The following is a 16,668-nucleotide window of genomic DNA, read 5'->3' as shown; positions in this document are numbered from 1 at the left end:
CAAGATGACTCGCTCCTTTTTCAAACAAGGCATACTCAAATTCTATTCCATACTTTTCATTGATTTTATCCAGAGCATTTTGGAAAATTATTGAAGGTTTTCATCAGTTAACTCCTGAAGCGCTTTTATTGCTATGTCACGTACGTCTTCTTCCTGATCATTTAAAAATTTTTGCCAAACTTCACGTAGTCTAGGACGATTAAGTTTCAAGAGGCACTCAGCAAGAGAATCCCTCATAAAAAAATTCTCATCTTGAAGCAAGGCTACTAATTCATCAATTGCTTCTTCAATAAAACCTAAATTTGTCAGTGCTGTAACTGCTATATTTCTAACATCATCACTCAAATCTTCCAAAGATTTTTTCCAGACATCAACTAATCTGGGACGATTAAGTTGTAATAGGGATTCTGCCGCATCATCTCTAACAAAAACATCCTCATCATGAAGCAAAATTATTAAGGCATTTACTGCTTCCTCAAAATCATAGTGTTGGAGTTGTTTTGCAACTTCTTGTCTGGGACGCCTAGACTGCTTTTCACGGTATACTTCAGCGACTAAGCAGTCAAGTATTTCAGGGCTTTGATAATTTTCTAGGGCAGCTAGTGCTACTCCACGTACTTCCTCTGATGGATCTTGTTTAGCAGCTTTGATTATATGGGGAATGGCATTGATATTTCTAATGTCGCCTAAATTCCAAACTGAAGCAACTCTTACCCTGACATGATTGTCTGACAAATAGGGAGTGATGAGATCAATAGCATTACTCGGCTTCATCGTACCTATTGTGTCCAATGCCTTGATTCTGGCACGGGGGTTTGGATCTTTTAGATCCTTCAAGATAGTCGCCATCTCCTCTGACATAAGTTACTCCAACTTCAATATGGGGATTACTTTGCGAGTCTCAATATTTCTCCTGGTATTTGTCCTTCAATGAGAACTTCATTATTATTTGTCATAAGCTTATAAACATTCTTGGCATTGTGTCGAACTTCTTTTTCTTCATGTGCTTCCATTTGAGTTTTAACATTTTCTGGTGTATATATGCGGATAATTCCTTGAGTTTCTAATTGCTGAAGAGCTTCCCATGCAGCTTTGAGAATTTTACTCTTTTTAATTACCTTCTTTCCCTGTTGCCCGATAACTGCCTCGGCAAATTTTCTAGCGGCTTTTAAATCTGTTGCAAACGATGTATATCGGCTCGATTGTCTATGTTTTTTATTATCCTTATCTTGGACATGCTCCCAAGGCGTTTGAATGTCGGCAGTATTAGCTTCTGGGCTATCTAATTGAAATCCTATAGGATCACCTTGCTGATAAAACCCGTCACCACGAAATAGAGAACCTTTAGCTTTTTCAACTTCGCTTTTAACATCTAATACCTCACCTTCCGTAACCTTAGCTGTCGGATTAACTTGTGCAACAACATCAAAATGATCTGCTCCCTTTTTATTATCTACGTAAAGACGACTCAACCCATGTTGAATGCGCCAGATGGCTAGTTGGGCACGTAGTCGGATGCCTGAGACACCGCTACCCAAGAGCGCATTAACCTTGGGCTGAAGCTCCCGCGCAGCTTGCTCAACTTTATCTTTATTCTTTCGATCCTGCTCTTCCCTGTTTTCCTTGTTCCCTTTGAGATCGCCCTCTCTTCCCTTACCCTTACTTCCCTTACCCCCCTTCTTGCCAAACAACTTATCCTTAACCTTACCCAACTTCCTCCCAATCTTCTTCGCAATCTCCCGCACCTTAGCAGCCACCTTACTAGCAGCACCCCGTAACCGCTTCAGCAACCAATTGGAGACAAAATCAATCAGCACCACACCAGCAGCCGCCAACATCTCTGCAAACTGTGGCCCTGACTGTCCTGATTTCACCGCTTTCAAGAAAGTGACAAACTTCTCCATCGCTTGCAAGATGCGGCCCACCGTTCCCCAAGCTGCCTGTAATCCCTCGATGATTAACATCACCGTCCCCGCAGCCGGGATAATCATCGACACCACTTTCTCAATCAAAAGCTGAATCAATGTCGGGGGAATGGCTGATTTAATTCCCTCCCATGCCATTGCACCCACTTCTGCAACTTTGATGCCTCCCTGGTTGAGAACGTTCCAAACTGTCATTCCCAAACCCAGCACTTCTTCTACCTTCTGCCCAAACCATGCCTGCACTGCTGTTTGGAAGGCTCCCCACAGATGGTTCTGAACTCCATCTTTTGCCCCTGACCCCAAGTTACTCAACCATTGACCAGGATTAAGCGCGATATCTTTAATCAGGACGGCAAATGTCCCTAGTGCGTCTACAGCAGCTTTGGCAACAGATATGGCTCCTTGTACTGCCTTGCTGGCTATATCAACTGCGAATAAATAGCCTTTTTCTAGCAGTCCTAAAGCCGCATCTAGTCCTTTTCCTAGGAGGTTGAGGGCTGCTTGGACGCCTTGTTTGAGGTTTTGAGCAAGAGCATTAACGGCGGCTTCTGCGGCTTGGACTGTGGCTTTGATAGCGTTACGGAAGCGATCGCGGATTTCGGGGAACGCAGCTAACAATACATCCCCCAGAGCAATCAAAGCATCCCCCACCCGCTTGATAACACTAACAATAGCCTGACGCGCCGCTTCAATGACTGCGGTTGCTAATTTTTGCGCCGTCTCAATCGCTGCTTTCACCGCTGCACGGGCAATTTCAAAGGCTTTTTGAATTGCTTGTTTGATGCCATCAAAAAAGGCTTTGGCTTTGTCTGCAAACCAACCCAAGATGCCACCGGAATCTTTCTCTCCCTTGCTGCGTTCTTGTTCTGCCTCTGTCTCTCCTTTTTGACGAGCTGCTTCGGCTTCTGTGTTACCTTTTTCTATCTCAAGAGATGCCTTGGTTTCTGCTTGGGTTTGCTCCTGCTCAACTTCCTTATTCCCTTTGGCAATTTCCGCTTCTGCATCGGTGCGAGACTTAGCAACTAAATCAGTTTGTTCTTTATTCCAATCTTCTTTTTGTTTCTGTACTTCCGCTTGTGCTTTAGAACGTTCTGCTGACTGCTGGAAAGTATTTTCTTGCTGTAATTTAGCAATTTCCTGCTGATTACTAGCTTTCTCTTGAGCAACTTGGGTGGTATGTTCTTGCTGTTTAGCTGCCATCTGCCCTTGTGCTTGAGCTACGGCTGCTTGAATTTCCGCACCGTGTTCCTGTTGGGCAATGATGGATACGGCATCATCACCAACTATTCCTTGTATGACTGGCGCTTCAGGAGCCGCTGCATTGCCACCTATCCCCTCTGCCTTTAGGGTTTCTGGAACAATTTGGGGATAAATTTCATTTTCCCCCATTGGTTGGGCTAGTTCTTTCTGTCCTTGGGTGTGAGCTTCTGTGACACCTTGGTCTAATTTGGCTTTTTGCTCTTGGGCTTGTTGGGGGTCGGCATTACCTGTTAGTTCTAATGGCGGTGGTGTGCCTGCATTGACTTGTAAGTTGGGGTCACTGGTGGGGATTTGCCGCAAGGAGGCTTTCATCGCTTGGGCATCATTGGCAGAAAGTTTGCCCTCAGCATCTCCTTGAACTGGCGGTGATACTGCTTTGACTGCTGGTGCTGGGGGTAGGGTGATTGGTTGGGGTTGGGGGACAGGCTGGGCTTGTCCTTCTGGAGTTTTTTCTACAGGTTTTGGTGTTGCTGCTTGTGGATTTGGGCCTGAACCTGCGGCACCTTCTTTTGTGGGCGCACCGGTCGGTTGTTCCATCTGGGGGGGATTTGCTGCTAGTTCCGCCCGTTGCTTGCCTACTATATTTCCAACTGCTGCACTTACTCCACCCAATGCCCCCAAAAGTTGGGCTGGAGGCAATTTACCGATAGATGCTAAGGCTTGGGATGGCTCAGATTGAGAAACATCTGGTACTGGTGGTGCTGGCTTGTCGGCAATGGCTGCACCGCCGCCACCACCGCCACTAGGCGCGGCTGCACCACCACCTTGAGAGACTTCTGCTAGGGAACCCATGACTTCGGCGCGATCGCTTGATTCTAATTGCAATCCCTCTGTTCCCGTCGCTATCTCCTCCACTTCCTGATCTGCTCCTGCATCTACAGCCGCAGCTTCCTCACCGCCACCCCCACCAGCAGATACGTCCGGGGTGGTTGCCGCGCTTCCTGCCTGATCTACATCAGCAGATTCCACCTGCGGTGCTGACTGGGCTGTCTGCTCAACATCTGGTAGTGTTGGTGCGATTGCCTTCGGCAGTGCGCTCCGCGCAATCGCTTCATTTTTCTTCTCTTCTACCTTAAGTGCATCTACTCCAGGGTTAGCCTGTTTAGCTTCTGGCTGCGCTCCCTGTGGTGTAGTAGCAGGTTTTGCTGTATCTTGTCCTATTTCTGGAGTTTTGGCAGCAGATGTTTCCGCTAATTGCGAACCTGGTAACTGCTCTTTATTTAGGGGAATTTCCGGGATTTGTCCCAACAGGTTCTTTGCGGGCAGAGCTTTTTTCGCCGTTTCCGCCAATTGCGAACCTGGTAACTGCTCTTTATTTAAGGGAATTTCTGGAATTTGTCCCAACAGGTTCTTTGTGGGTAGAGATTTTTTCGCCGTTTCCCCTAATTGCGGTGGTTGCAACTGCTCTTTATTTAAGGGAATTTCTGGAATTTGTCCCAACAGGTTCTTTGCTTGAATTCTTTCTACCTGCTTCTTTGGCTGAACAGCACCCGTCTGTTGCACTACATGGGTTAACTCATGAGCCAACAACCGCTTACCATCATCCGCTCCCGGATTATATTTCCCCGCCCCAAAGAAAACATCTTGACCATGAGTAAACGCCTGCGCCTCTAATTCCTGATTCATTTGCACAGAGGGACTATCTGTATGCACACGCACAGAGCTAAAATCATTGCCAAAACGCGGTTCCATAAATGAGCGTGTCTGCTCATCTAAGGGACTACCAGAACCTTTTTGATTCGCTAAACGGCTTTCTAAGCTAGGATTTTCTTGACTCTTAATATTACCTTCTGCCCTTTGGACAAAGCGCTGAATCAATGGGTTAGTTGATGTTATCGGTTTTGTCTGAGTGCGGTTTTGGTTGAACTCCATCTGACGCTTAATCAGTGGATGGATGGATGTTGTCGGCTGTCTCTGAATGCGGTTTAACTCTTGCTGACGCCGAACTATTGGGTGGACGCTTCGGACTAAGGGCTGTTGCTGAATCGAGTTGAATGGTTCTTCCGAATGATGCCCAATTGCTTGCGAGTTAGCAGTTGGTGCGTCCATCGACATCACCTGTTCTGCCATTGAGTCAGCTTCTTGTTCATATTTATCCCCTGGTGCACCTATGGTGAGTTTGGTTTGCAGGGTTGTTTCTTCTTCGATTCCCTCTTGCTGTTCTGTCCCACATTCTGAGCAAAGCCGTTGGATAGTTCCCCCATTTGCTGATAAATCAGTGTCATCATTACCTGATTCTCCCTGTTCTGGGAGTTCTACAGCATCTTTTTTTAATTTGTTCTCTTGTTCAAATGATTCACTCTCAGACTTTTGTACTTCTGTTGTCTGAGTCTGGACGTTGACATTACTTGTGCTTAAGATATTCGACGCCGTCTCAAAAGTCGGTGTGTCAGGGGCTTTTGTTGCCTGCGGTGGTGATAAATTTGGATTTTGCTGAGGCTGGACTACAAAAGAGCGTGGTTTGAATTAACTTTCTTTGGACTCCTTTGGGGCTGCGGGATTCCACGAGGAACTATTCTTTTGCACTTTTTCGTAGACCATATTTTGCCCCGCTTTTTACCCAAAGTTAGGAAATATTTTGAGCCTTATAACTCAGTATATGCTCAGTGTCGTTTTTTAGATTTTTCTCTGACGAAAAGTAAAAAAGCTTGATTTAAATATCAATAGGACTCCCGCATTGACAAAGTGACCAAATAATAAATTGTGTAATTTTAGGTATAAAATACTTTGCTCAGATAGCGCGGAGCGCTCCTTTATGAGGCGATCGCGAAAGTTCCAAACTGTCACTGCTAACAATACATCCCCCAGCGCAATCAAAGCATCACCCACTCGTTTAATGACGCTAACAATAGCTTGACGCGCTGTTTCAATGACTGCGGTTGCTAATTTTTGCGCTGTGTCAATCGCTGCTTTCACCGCTGCACGGGCAATTTCAAAGGCTTTTTGAATTGCTTGTTTGATGCCATCAAAAAAGGCTTTGGCTTTGTCTGCAAACCAACCTAAGATGCCCCCGGAATCTTTCTCTCCTTTGCTGCGTTCTTGTTCTGCCTCTCCTTTTTGACGAGCTACCTTACTTACTGTAACTGGATTGAAATCAGTATTAAACAAGTTGGCCCCGTAGCCGATACAATTACTGTATCCTCAGAACTGGCAACTACAAAGCTAGCCCCTTCTAAACTCCATAAGTAGGGAAAGATATCATTACGGTAGCTTTTTTCATCTACAGTAAAAGATTTTTCAATACGCGAGCCATCATACCAAATTGCCTTGTCATGGCTATGGGCAAGGAAACGGCTACCCTCCACTGCAACTACTGTCAGCGCCCCATAATCAGATATATCAGTAGGAAGAGGAATTTTCTTTGGTGTATCTTGGCTAGTATACAAAACTACCTGGTGATTCTGCCGACCAGACACAAAAACATCACCACTTGCTGTTAGCCCTGCGGCTTGCACAACTAGCTCACTGGTGACACCTCCAAGTCCGTAGCGGCGCAGCTTGGAGGCGGTCATAGTTATGGCTTGGTTATCTTTGAATGCCAATAAGTCCTCAAAAAAGTCTGGAGGAGATGCCAGAGTAAAAAATTGTTCTTTTCCTTCAGGATTTAGACATTTTACCCGACGCGGTTTTCTTTTCTCTAAGGCACAAAGAGAATCTATCGCACCTACTGACTTTAAACCTCCTTCCCATGCATAAGGGCCGCGAACATGACCATCGCCTGTAACGAACCAGGTATTATCAAGACCTACTACCCAAACTGCATTTTCCGTAGCAGAGACAAGGGTCATTCCTGAAAGAGATCGGGTTTGTTTTACTGTCCCCGTGGCATCATGAAGTACCAATTCTTCCCGATTAAGTACCCAAAGTTCCCCATCTTGGCGTAGGTTAAGCGCTAGGGGAGGGGCTGGAAGTTGCATCACTGTTGAAGTTTGGCGTACTATAACCGCTACTGGCATAACGGTAGTGTCTGCTTTGATAAAACGAGCAGCAATGCCACTGGAACTGACAAAAGGCTCTAGGTAAGGTCTGACGGGGCGACGTTTTGGGCCGGGTAGTTCGATGAAAGACCCTCCAGGGGGTGGCTCAACTTCTACTATCTCTTGCTTTAATGGATGATCCCACTCCAATTTTGCTATCAATGAGACTTTGATTGGATAATTTTTATTGCTCATTAATCCCTCCATTGGTGTAAGGGCACTATACCCAATTACCAGAATTAGGCCTAAGCACAACCCTATTAGTAATCTAACGATTGGCAGTCTATTTCCTACTACCATTGCGGATTACCTATGTAAACTGTGCCTGATAAATCAGTTACTTTGATACGTTGCACAACGTTAACATTATTGGGTTGATTCCATAAGCTCATGGCTTGCTCACCACCAAGAGAAATAGCCCCGTGTCCTGGATATGGAGCGCCCTCAGTCTAGTAAAACAGAAGTTGTCCAAGTTTTTACAAGTTATTGCCAGATATCACTTTTGATGATTTCCGCCTTTCATCCAACTTACTAGCACCAACAATTACAACCTAACTACAACGAAAGCAATTGGTTAAACTGATAGTTCTCTGCTGCTGACTCACTCAGTTGTTTTAACAGCTTTATAGAGAATATTTTTTAGTCTTGTCGCTCAGTATATACTCTATGTAGTTGTTTTGTATTTTTCTCTGAGTAAAAGAAATAAAGTTTGATTTTTCAGTCAATAATCAATGTGATTTTTATAGAAGAAGTCACCCCAGAGGCGCAGCTTGTATACAGATTAAGTCGGAACCACGGGCTGTGGATTCAAATACTTATCCATCTGCATAACATGAAGGCAAGTTGGGGTAGTTCACAATCCCAAATTTATACCTCAGGAAAGGAAGAACTCACAACTTAGCACTGCGATCCAAAAGGAGGGTGCTGTTGTTATCAATCAGGGTAGCACTGTCATTAGTGGCGATGCCGGAATTGGGCTGCGCCAACGCACCATAAGCTTGAATGTGGCGACGCACTTCTAGGGGAAAATGGGGGTAGTCCAACACAGCATCCCCATCAGCAATAGTTGCCCAAAAGTCCCGCAAACCAGGAGCTAGTTCTTTTGCCTGGGCTAATGGTAAGCTGAGGGGAGGTAAAGTCAGCAGCTTAATTAGGAAAGGGAAAGAGCGATCGCCCATCCATTGCCGCGATGACTGCTGTAAGTTAGGAAAATCAGGCACTGATTCCACCCTGTGAGATAAAATTTGTAACCATTCCCTACCATCGTCATCTCGGCGAAACTCCAGCACTCGATAAGGATGAGGATAGCTAACTAAGGAACCCGTAGTAATATCATATATTCCTTGTGAGCAGGCCACATCCTGAACGTGCAAATGCCCCGTAAACACCAGTTGGACTTTGTATTTTTGTAGTAACTGCAAAAGTTCTGGTGCATTCTCCAACATGTAGCGATTTGCCATTGGGTGGCGGGATTGATTTGGCAAATGCTCAACAACATTATGATGTACCATCACTAAGACTAACTCATCACCAGTCGCCGCCAGTTCCGCTTCTAACCACCTGAGTTGTTGGCGATCCAAACGCCCCACCTGTTCACCTTGGTCATTAAACGAGTTAGAATTTAGACCAATTAACCGGACTCCCGGCAGTAATTGACAGTTGTAGTAAGGTTGCTGCGGATCTTCATAGCCAAACTTGCGGTAATAATGCGGGAAATCAGCAAAAGCAATTGATTGCTGATTTGCCTTCAGCACAGGTACATCATGGTTGCCAGGAACTACATAAACAGGAAAAGGTAGCTGGGCCAACCGCGATCGCAACCAGGCATGGTTTTCCGGTTCTCCATGCTGCGTTAAATCACCTGGGAGCAAGAGGAAATCTAAATCAAGTTGTGTTAAATGTTCTAATGCACTTTCAAAAGCTGGGATACTAACTTCCACCAAATGAAACCGGTTGGGATGATCCCAAATTGTGTGGGGAAGCGCAATGTGTAAGTCGCTGACGATCGCAAACCGAAAATTGAGAACCATTGATTTAAGATAATTTTAAAAGCAGGCGTGAAAATAAGTCTTTTTCCAAGAGTATAACCGATGGGGCTATACTTAACATTTGTATATATTGAGTGGCGATCGCTAAACACAGTAACAATTAAAGGAGATGCAATTTTGGCAGTTGTCCGAGTCCGCCAACACGTAAACCCACTTGCTAACAAGTACCAAACACCGGCTAATCCCCTAGAATGGGAAAAAGTTTATCCACAACCAAACCAACCCCTACATTTAGATATTGGTTGTGCCAGGGGTCAGTTTTTGCTGAAAATAGCCCAAATAGAACCTAACTGGAATTACTTAGGTTTGGAAATTCGCGAACCCCTGGTGGTGGAAGCAAATAAGTTACGTGCTGAGTTGGGTTTAACAAACCTGCATTATTTGTTTTGCAATGTGAATAACTCTTTGCGATCGCTGTTATCTTCTCTACCCCCAGGAACTTTACAACGCGTCACAATTCAATTTCCCGATCCCTGGTTTAAAAACCGTCACGCTAAACGGCGTGTAGTCCAACCGGAATTAGTGGCAGAACTAGCAAATTATCTCGCAATTGGCGGAACTGTGTTTCTGCAATCAGATCAGGAGTTCGTGGCGGTGGAAATGCGCGATCGCTTTGCCGAACATCCAGCTTTTCAGAAACAGGGTACCCAAGAATGGCTAGCAGAAAACCCGCTACCAGTCCCCACAGAAAGGGAAATAGGCACTATTAACAGAGGTGAACCTGTTTATCGCGCTTTGTTTATCAAAGTGAGCAGCGCTGAGTAGCAACTTATCAAAAACATTCCCCTGTCATCTGAAAACTTTTTCGGGACATAAAAGTTTTAGTTAATGGTAGAAATAGCCGGAAAAAGGCGATTTCGATTAGTGCGCCCCTACCTATAGAAAGATAGGGGTAGCTAAATTTGGTCATTTTTTAGTGACATAAAAATTTTATTTCAGTCTAATTCAAAGTACAAAAAATATGGTAAATCACTTTACTATGATTTAATATATTTCGTAGGCTTAACCTTTTTTAGCCTCAGAATTCACAGCTTACAAAAATACAATAAAGCACAAACTGTCTGGATTTTTGAAAAGTCTTGATACCTTGATTGCTTATGATGTTACTATTGAATTCTCATAATGTTTTCAATTACTTAGTTGAACAAGGGTTATGCAATCAGTCCGAGCAAATTCCCAGTCAAGTAGAACTAGTTGCAGCTAAAAACTTTAACTTATTACTGAGTTTGTCAGATGGTTGTAAACTTCTTGTGAAGCAAGAAAGATACAATCAGGAAAAAAAAGCATCTGGAGAGTTTTTGAGTGAGTGGCGAATTCAAAACTTCTTACAGCAATTTCCCAAACTTGAACACCATCGCCCATTTTTGCCAGAGTTGCTCCATTTTGATGTAGAGAATTCTATTATTGTCTTTAGATACCTGGATAATTACCAGGATTTAATGGATTTCTACACACAGGATAATAGCCTGCCAACAGAAATTGCTAAGGCAATTGGCACTATCATAGGAAATATTCATCGTGATACTTTTGACCGTCAAGAATATCAAGATTTTTTCTCAGATCATGAGGATAATCTAAATGTTAGTCACGTATCAGACCTAATTCAGGAGTTGGAAGATATTAGACCAGAAATTTTTGGGTTAGTGCCCAATGAGGGGTTAAAATTCTTCACTCTTTATCAGCGTTATGATAGTTTAAGCATAGCAATTAACCAACTAAGTAATGCCATAATTCCTTCTTGTCTAATCCACAATGACCTGAAGCTGAATAATATCCTCCTACAAAGAAATTGGCAAAATTCAAGTAACAGTATAATCAGGCTAATTGATTGGGAACTCTCTGTTTGGGGAGACCCAGCAACGGATTTAGGAATGCTCATCAGTAGCTATCTACAAATCTGGCTAGATAGCCTAGTCATAAGTAATTCCTTGAGTATTGAAGAATCTCTGCGTTTAGCGATAACGCCTTTGGATAGGGTTCAGCCTTCAATTGCCGCATTAACCCAAGCTTACTTAAACACTTTTCCAGAAATTATCAAATATCGCCCAGATTTTTGGCTGCGCGTAGTGCAATTGGCTGGTTTTGCCATGATTCAACAGATTCTAGCTGTGATTCAGTACCAAAAATCTTTTGGTAACACAGAAATTGCCATGCTTCAAGTTGCTAAGGCGTTATTATGCCGTCCTGAACAATCAATGGCAACAATTTTTGGTACCGCTGTTGCAGCAGAATTAATTCGCCATAATGCTTCAATTGCTTAAAATATTTCATTGTTACTAAATTAGTATGGCACTATTAACTTCCTCTCAAACTCAGCCTTTAGCTGAATTAACTGGGCGATTACTAGCTGTTTTAGAAGATATTGTCCACAAGGTCGAGATTAAATCTGACTTCTCCATTCACCATCCAGAATACAAACCCTTAGTATTACCCACAGAAGTAATTACCTATTTCCAGAAAATGCCAAGCCAGATGCAGCAGAACTATTTAAGTCTGCGACTGCGGAGTTTTCTCTACGGTATCTACTACAACGGTTCTATGCGAAGTTCGCTAGCACTAGACGGAGAGGAAAATGCTTTACCCCTGAATTTGGAGAATAATACCTTTTTGGGGGTAGATTTGGGTTTTTATGAACGATTGCATGAAAGTAATATGGGAAAGGGTTATTTTGACCCTGGTTGGTCTGTTCTGACAGAAAAAAGTGATGGCGTTTTAGCAGTCACCAAAGGCGGCTTGAGGCTGTATATTGAGCGTAACAAGCATCTTCAACCTATTGAACAAGCTGCCGTTGTCGGTGATTTAGTAGCTATCAAGTTACCCAAAAATCGGGTGCAAAATGGATTTTATGTGGCAGTTGGCAATGTCGGTTTCAGTACTGATTACCCTGCAATAACTCAGTTGACAACTGTGCGAATCTACTTCAACTTAACTCCCGAAGGTGCTGTATCAGTGATGGGTAGTTTGACACAGCGGCTAAATGATTTAGTAATTCCTTTCAGTTTTAAGGTTTTGTATAATCCCCATGACTATGGACGGCACGACTCAGGAGTGCTGTATTTTGATAAAAGAAATTATGAGGCAATTAGGGAAGTTTTGCAGGTTGTGTATAGGGAAAATAAATGGCATTTTCAGCCAGAAATTCCCCTATTTACCATGCAGCTTGCACCAGGTTTAGGATTAGCAGAAGAACCAGACCAAAAGTTTGTTGAACAGGAAAGTTTTGGGATGAATCGCTGTCAGATTGTGGCCAATGGGTTGCTAGAGGCTTGGTATCACAGGGATGAATCAACTGAGGGGCAGATGCAGGCTATCTGTGGGCATTTTTCTCGCTTGGGAATTGAATTGGAGTCTGTCTACTTAAACGCTAATTCTGAGGATATTTACAGGCAGCTTGGATTTGAGAACTGATACAAATACATTTGTCTGATTTTTTGATAGTTCAGTTCAAGAAGAATCTTGGGATGATTTTTTAGAGCTTTTTCTCTGGTTTAAAATTTATGGTGACATAACTGTTATAGTTTTGTTTTTTGTCAACAGAATCTAATTCAGTAATTGCTTCTAGACCAAGTTTCAGCCTAGCACCTAAATCAGTTACATTTAATACATATGTTTTATCCTAGCCCCCCAATTCCTGGGGGGTTGGGTGTATCTTATTTGTTTCAACTTTATGGGGAATTGGTATTACACAGATTTTCTTTAGCTCTAAGAATAAGTTATCTATCGTTGACAAACTGTAACTTTTATGGTCTATTAATCATCTAAAAACCCTAGACAGATTAAATAGCATTTAATAGCATATATTCAGGAATAAACCAGTAAGGTTTTCTCCTCAACAAAAACCAAAGTTTAACGGAGAAAAATTCCAATGGCTAATATCAAACTTAATGACATCAAACCCGCTGGTGCAGAATTGTTTACCGATGCTGAAAGTTTCCTCAATGAGTTGAATGAAACCGATATTAATAAGATAATAGGCGGTGGTTCTACCTATGCGCGTACCTGCACTGGTGCAAGAACATGTGCAACCAAGCAATTACCTGAATTCTATTTGGCTGGGTAGCCTAAGATTTGCGAAAAACTCTGAACTTTTTCTGAACAGGAAGGTTTTGGGATGAATTGCCTGTCAGATTGTGGCAAACTGCTTGAAGGAGCCTTGATATCACAGGGATGAATCGACTGATACCATTTATTTTCAAGCTTGACACATATGATTTATCTTAGCCCCCCAATTCCTGGGGGGTTGGGGGTATCTCATTTGTTTCAACCTTATGGGTAATTGGTATGAGGGGCGAATGTAGGATATCTGCGGGCTATTTTCTCTCTGGATAACTCATATAAATACATTTGTCGTAATCTGTATAATTCAGTTCAAGAAGAATCATGGGCTAATTTTTTAGAGCTATTGTTCAGGGTTGAAATTTAGGGTGATACAACTGATTTAGTTTTGTTTCTTGTCAAGATCATCTAATTCTGTAGTTTCTTCCAGATTAGGTTACAGACTATCACATAAATAAGTTGCATTTAGCCCACCCAAAAATTACTTTAGCTCCATAAGTTATTTATTGGGCATAAACTGTAGTTATTGTGTCCTATCAATCATCTAGAAAAATCTAGACAGATTAAATAGCATTTAATAGCATATATTCAGGAATAAACCAGTAAGGTTTTCTCCCTCAACAAAAACCAAACTTTAACGGAGAAAAATTCCAATGGCTAATATCAAAGTTAATGACATCAAACCCGCTGGCGCTGAATTGTTTACCGATTCTGAAAGTTTCTTCGATGAGTTGAATGAGAGCGATCTTAATAAGCTCATAGGTGGGTTGAACAGTACTTTTGCATATACCTGCACTGGTGCAGCAGGCTGTCGTAGACAACCTTTACGTAGATAGCTGTATTCTATTAGGCTAGATAGCCTAATATTTGCGAAAAACCCTGAAATTACGTTCCAAATTATCTTTGATAAAACTTAAATTTGGAGTGGGAGTTTAATACCTTAATGGTGTTATTCATCCCACTACTTATAGTTAAGACATGGTGTAGGCAATAAATTTATAATGAGTTGATTATGAGGCTTAGATTAAGCTCTAATAATGTATTGCAATACTTAATTGATGCTGGTATTTGCAAACAACAGGATTTAGAATTCACCCAGATTCATCCCAAGCCTAGTAATAATTTCATTTTTCTTACCCTTGACTTACCAGGTGGTAGCCAGCTAATTGTTAAACAGGAGTACTATTACCAAAATAACGAAATAGCGAATAGAATTAAGCGGGAATTACAAGTTCATAATTTTTTGCATTCTTCTCCATATCTAGGTTTCACTGCCTCGTTGAATTTAGAAATACTCCATATCGATCTAAAAAATTCAATTTTGGTATACAACTACACAAATCATTTAACTTTAGCCAATCACTACAGAAAACACAAGTCTTTCTCAATATCAATAGCGAAATTAATTGGTATTACTTTAGCTACTCTACATCATGAAACTTTCACTTCTCATAATTGCTACGATTTCATGAATCAGTCTATTGAAGCTAAATTAAGGTATCAATTTCCTTATCCTCGTCATCTGCTAGAAAAACCAACGCCTACTACCCTAGTTCAAGAATTACCCCTACCAGGCTTTGAGTTTATGAGTCTTTATCAAAGATTTGAAAGTTTAGGAGCAGCAGTCACGGATTTAGTAGCTAATCATAAGCACTATTGCTTAACACATAACAATCCTCGATTAGATAATATTCTAATCCCCATGAATTTGGAGAAATTATTATCTCAAACTGAGAAATCTGATGAGAATATCATGAGGATAATTAACTGGGAAAGTTGTAGTTGGGGCGATCCAGCTTTTGATTTAGGAACAGCAATTGCCGACTATCTACTATTATGGCTGAACAGCTTAATTGTCCATCCTGCTATTGAATTGAATCAATCTCTCCAGCTAGCTACAGTACCTTTAGAGGTTATTCAACCTTCAATTATTGCCTTAACCCGATCATATATTAGTAGCTTCCCAAAAGTTTTAGAGTCATATCCGGATTTATTTAATCAGGTTATCCGGTTTACTGGTCTTGCCCTGATATATGAAATTATATCAAGTCTCCAGTCTTTTAAAAGTTTTGATAATCGATGTGTGTGTATGCTTCAATTAGCGAAAAGCCTACTGTGCAAACCTAAAAATTCATTTGAATCTGTTTTTGGAATCACGCAATTAGACTTACTGGAATTGGCAAGCTTTAGCAAATAATCAACAGCAGGTATGCAAGTAATAAAGACTATCCAAGAAATTGCCAGCCACATTCAAATCAACTATTCTGATTTATCCGGTAGTCATATTCATTATCAACGGCAAAAACAATCTGCTGACATTGTAGCAATGCTCAAAAAAATGCCTGAGAAGATTCAGTATGATTACCTCGGCATACTCGTGCGTAACCTAATATTTGACGTTTACTTTAGCGGAGAAATTGCACTAGAAAAAAGGAATACGTCTAGGGAAAATAGGGCAAATGCAGATTCGGAAATTGAAGAAAACACTGCTGCCGAAGTCGATTGGGAATTTTGTGAACAACTACACCAGAACAATCAAAGTCGAGGCTGGTGGAACCCCGGCTTCCTTATCCTGAGACAGGAAGCAGATGGTAGTCTTGCTGTCGAAAAAAAAGGTGTTACCACCTATATTCAAAGAGATAAATATCTTTGTTTAGAAGAGCAATCTGCTGCGGTGGGTGATTTCGTTTCAGTATATACACCACCAGATAGAGTCTTATATAAATTCCTTATGGCATTTGGGAATTTAGCTAGTTTTTATGAAAATTCACCTGCATTTATCTACTTCAACTTCAGCAGTCAAACAGCAGTTGTGGTTATGAGATTTTTGACAAAAAGATTAAATGAAATTCAGGTTCCCTTCTGCTTTAATGTCTTACACAATCCTTACAACTACGGTCGCTATGACTCAGGATGCCTCCGAATTGATCAGGATAGCTATGCAGTGGTTAGACCAGTCTTACAAACTGTTTACGCAGAAAATGCCTTACACTTTCAAACACAAGTTCCCATATTCACTAAGATGCTAGCACCAGGGCTGGCTTTAGCAGAAAATCCTGAACCTGAATACGAATTTTACTTTAGAGAAGAGTTTGGGATGAATCGCTGCCAAATTGTTGCCAATGCCTTAATAGAAGCTCATAAAAATAATGATGAATCTTCAGAAGCTCGGATAAAATATATACTCCAACACTTCGACCGATTTGGAATTGATTTAGAGCGTCCCTACCTCAATCCTAACTCTGAAGATATCTACACACCATTGGTCTGATTCCAAACTAAAATCAAAAAATTGAGCTTTAATCTCAATAATTGGGCTTTATATTGATGGGTTTCCAACGATGCACTACAATTAAAACCTTCACCCCATAAATTGATAATTAAGGAGTGAAGGTATTGGCT

At 41.8% G+C, this 16,668-nt stretch carries 12 protein-coding genes; 7 read left to right on the top strand and 5 right to left on the bottom strand.

The window, feature by feature from the left end:
- Positions 1–87: 87 nt before the first annotated feature.
- The 5 genes from CYLST_RS10860 to CYLST_RS10840 all read right to left on the bottom strand — a co-directional run bounded on the left by CYLST_RS10860 (position 88) and on the right by CYLST_RS10840 (position 9,192).
- The gene (locus CYLST_RS10860; protein WP_015207774.1) at positions 88–861 is read right to left on the bottom strand and encodes a HEAT repeat domain-containing protein; all 774 of its coding nucleotides are present in this window, start codon (positions 859–861) and stop codon (positions 88–90) included.
- A 26-nt stretch (positions 862–887) separates the two neighbouring features.
- Positions 888–5,255 (bottom strand): eCIS core domain-containing protein, encoded by a 4,368-nt coding sequence (locus CYLST_RS10855; RefSeq protein WP_015207773.1) that lies wholly within the window; start codon positions 5,253–5,255, stop codon positions 888–890.
- Positions 5,256–5,801: 546 nt separating this feature from the next.
- Positions 5,802–6,293: a hypothetical protein gene (locus CYLST_RS10850; protein ID WP_015207772.1), complete on the bottom strand. Its 492-nt coding sequence runs from the start codon at positions 6,291–6,293 to the stop codon at positions 5,802–5,804.
- On the bottom strand, positions 6,260–7,357 hold the full coding sequence (locus CYLST_RS10845; RefSeq protein WP_041233059.1) for a hypothetical protein: 1,098 nt from the start codon (positions 7,355–7,357) through the stop codon (positions 6,260–6,262). Before CYLST_RS10845 ends, CYLST_RS10850 begins: the two co-directional genes overlap by 34 nt.
- Positions 7,358–8,052: 695 nt before the next feature.
- On the bottom strand, positions 8,053–9,192 hold the full coding sequence (locus CYLST_RS10840; RefSeq protein WP_015207770.1) for a metallophosphoesterase family protein: 1,140 nt from the start codon (positions 9,190–9,192) through the stop codon (positions 8,053–8,055).
- Between the two features lie 135 nt (positions 9,193–9,327).
- Between CYLST_RS10840 and trmB the strand changes: the two genes are divergently transcribed.
- The 7 genes from trmB to CYLST_RS10805 all read left to right on the top strand — a co-directional run bounded on the left by trmB (position 9,328) and on the right by CYLST_RS10805 (position 16,537).
- Positions 9,328–9,975: a tRNA (guanosine(46)-N7)-methyltransferase TrmB gene (trmB, locus tag CYLST_RS10835; protein ID WP_041233578.1), complete on the top strand. Its 648-nt coding sequence runs from the start codon at positions 9,328–9,330 to the stop codon at positions 9,973–9,975.
- Between the two features lie 332 nt (positions 9,976–10,307).
- Positions 10,308–11,471 (top strand): phosphotransferase family protein, encoded by a 1,164-nt coding sequence (locus CYLST_RS10830; protein ID WP_015207768.1) that lies wholly within the window; start codon positions 10,308–10,310, stop codon positions 11,469–11,471.
- 25 nt (positions 11,472–11,496) lie between these two features.
- Positions 11,497–12,618: a T3SS effector HopA1 family protein gene (locus tag CYLST_RS10825; RefSeq protein WP_015207767.1), complete on the top strand. Its 1,122-nt coding sequence runs from the start codon at positions 11,497–11,499 to the stop codon at positions 12,616–12,618.
- A gap of 457 nt (positions 12,619–13,075) precedes the next feature.
- Entirely contained in the window at positions 13,076–13,270 is a 195-nt protein-coding gene (locus CYLST_RS10820; RefSeq protein ID WP_015207766.1) for a hypothetical protein, read from the top strand.
- A gap of 649 nt (positions 13,271–13,919) precedes the next feature.
- A complete protein-coding gene (locus CYLST_RS10815) occupies positions 13,920–14,102 on the top strand; it encodes a hypothetical protein (RefSeq protein WP_015207765.1) in 183 nt (60 codons plus the stop codon).
- Between the two features lie 176 nt (positions 14,103–14,278).
- Positions 14,279–15,463 (top strand): phosphotransferase family protein, encoded by a 1,185-nt coding sequence (locus tag CYLST_RS10810; RefSeq protein ID WP_015207764.1) that lies wholly within the window; start codon positions 14,279–14,281, stop codon positions 15,461–15,463.
- Between the two features lie 12 nt (positions 15,464–15,475).
- A complete protein-coding gene (locus CYLST_RS10805; RefSeq protein ID WP_015207763.1) occupies positions 15,476–16,537 on the top strand; it encodes a T3SS effector HopA1 family protein in 1,062 nt (353 codons plus the stop codon).
- The last annotated feature ends 131 nt before the right edge of the window (positions 16,538–16,668 follow it).

Source organism: Cylindrospermum stagnale PCC 7417, from assembly GCF_000317535.1.
Classification (GTDB): Bacteria; Cyanobacteriota; Cyanobacteriia; order Cyanobacteriales; family Nostocaceae; genus Cylindrospermum; species Cylindrospermum stagnale.
This window is presented reverse-complemented; position numbering and strand designations above follow the sequence as displayed.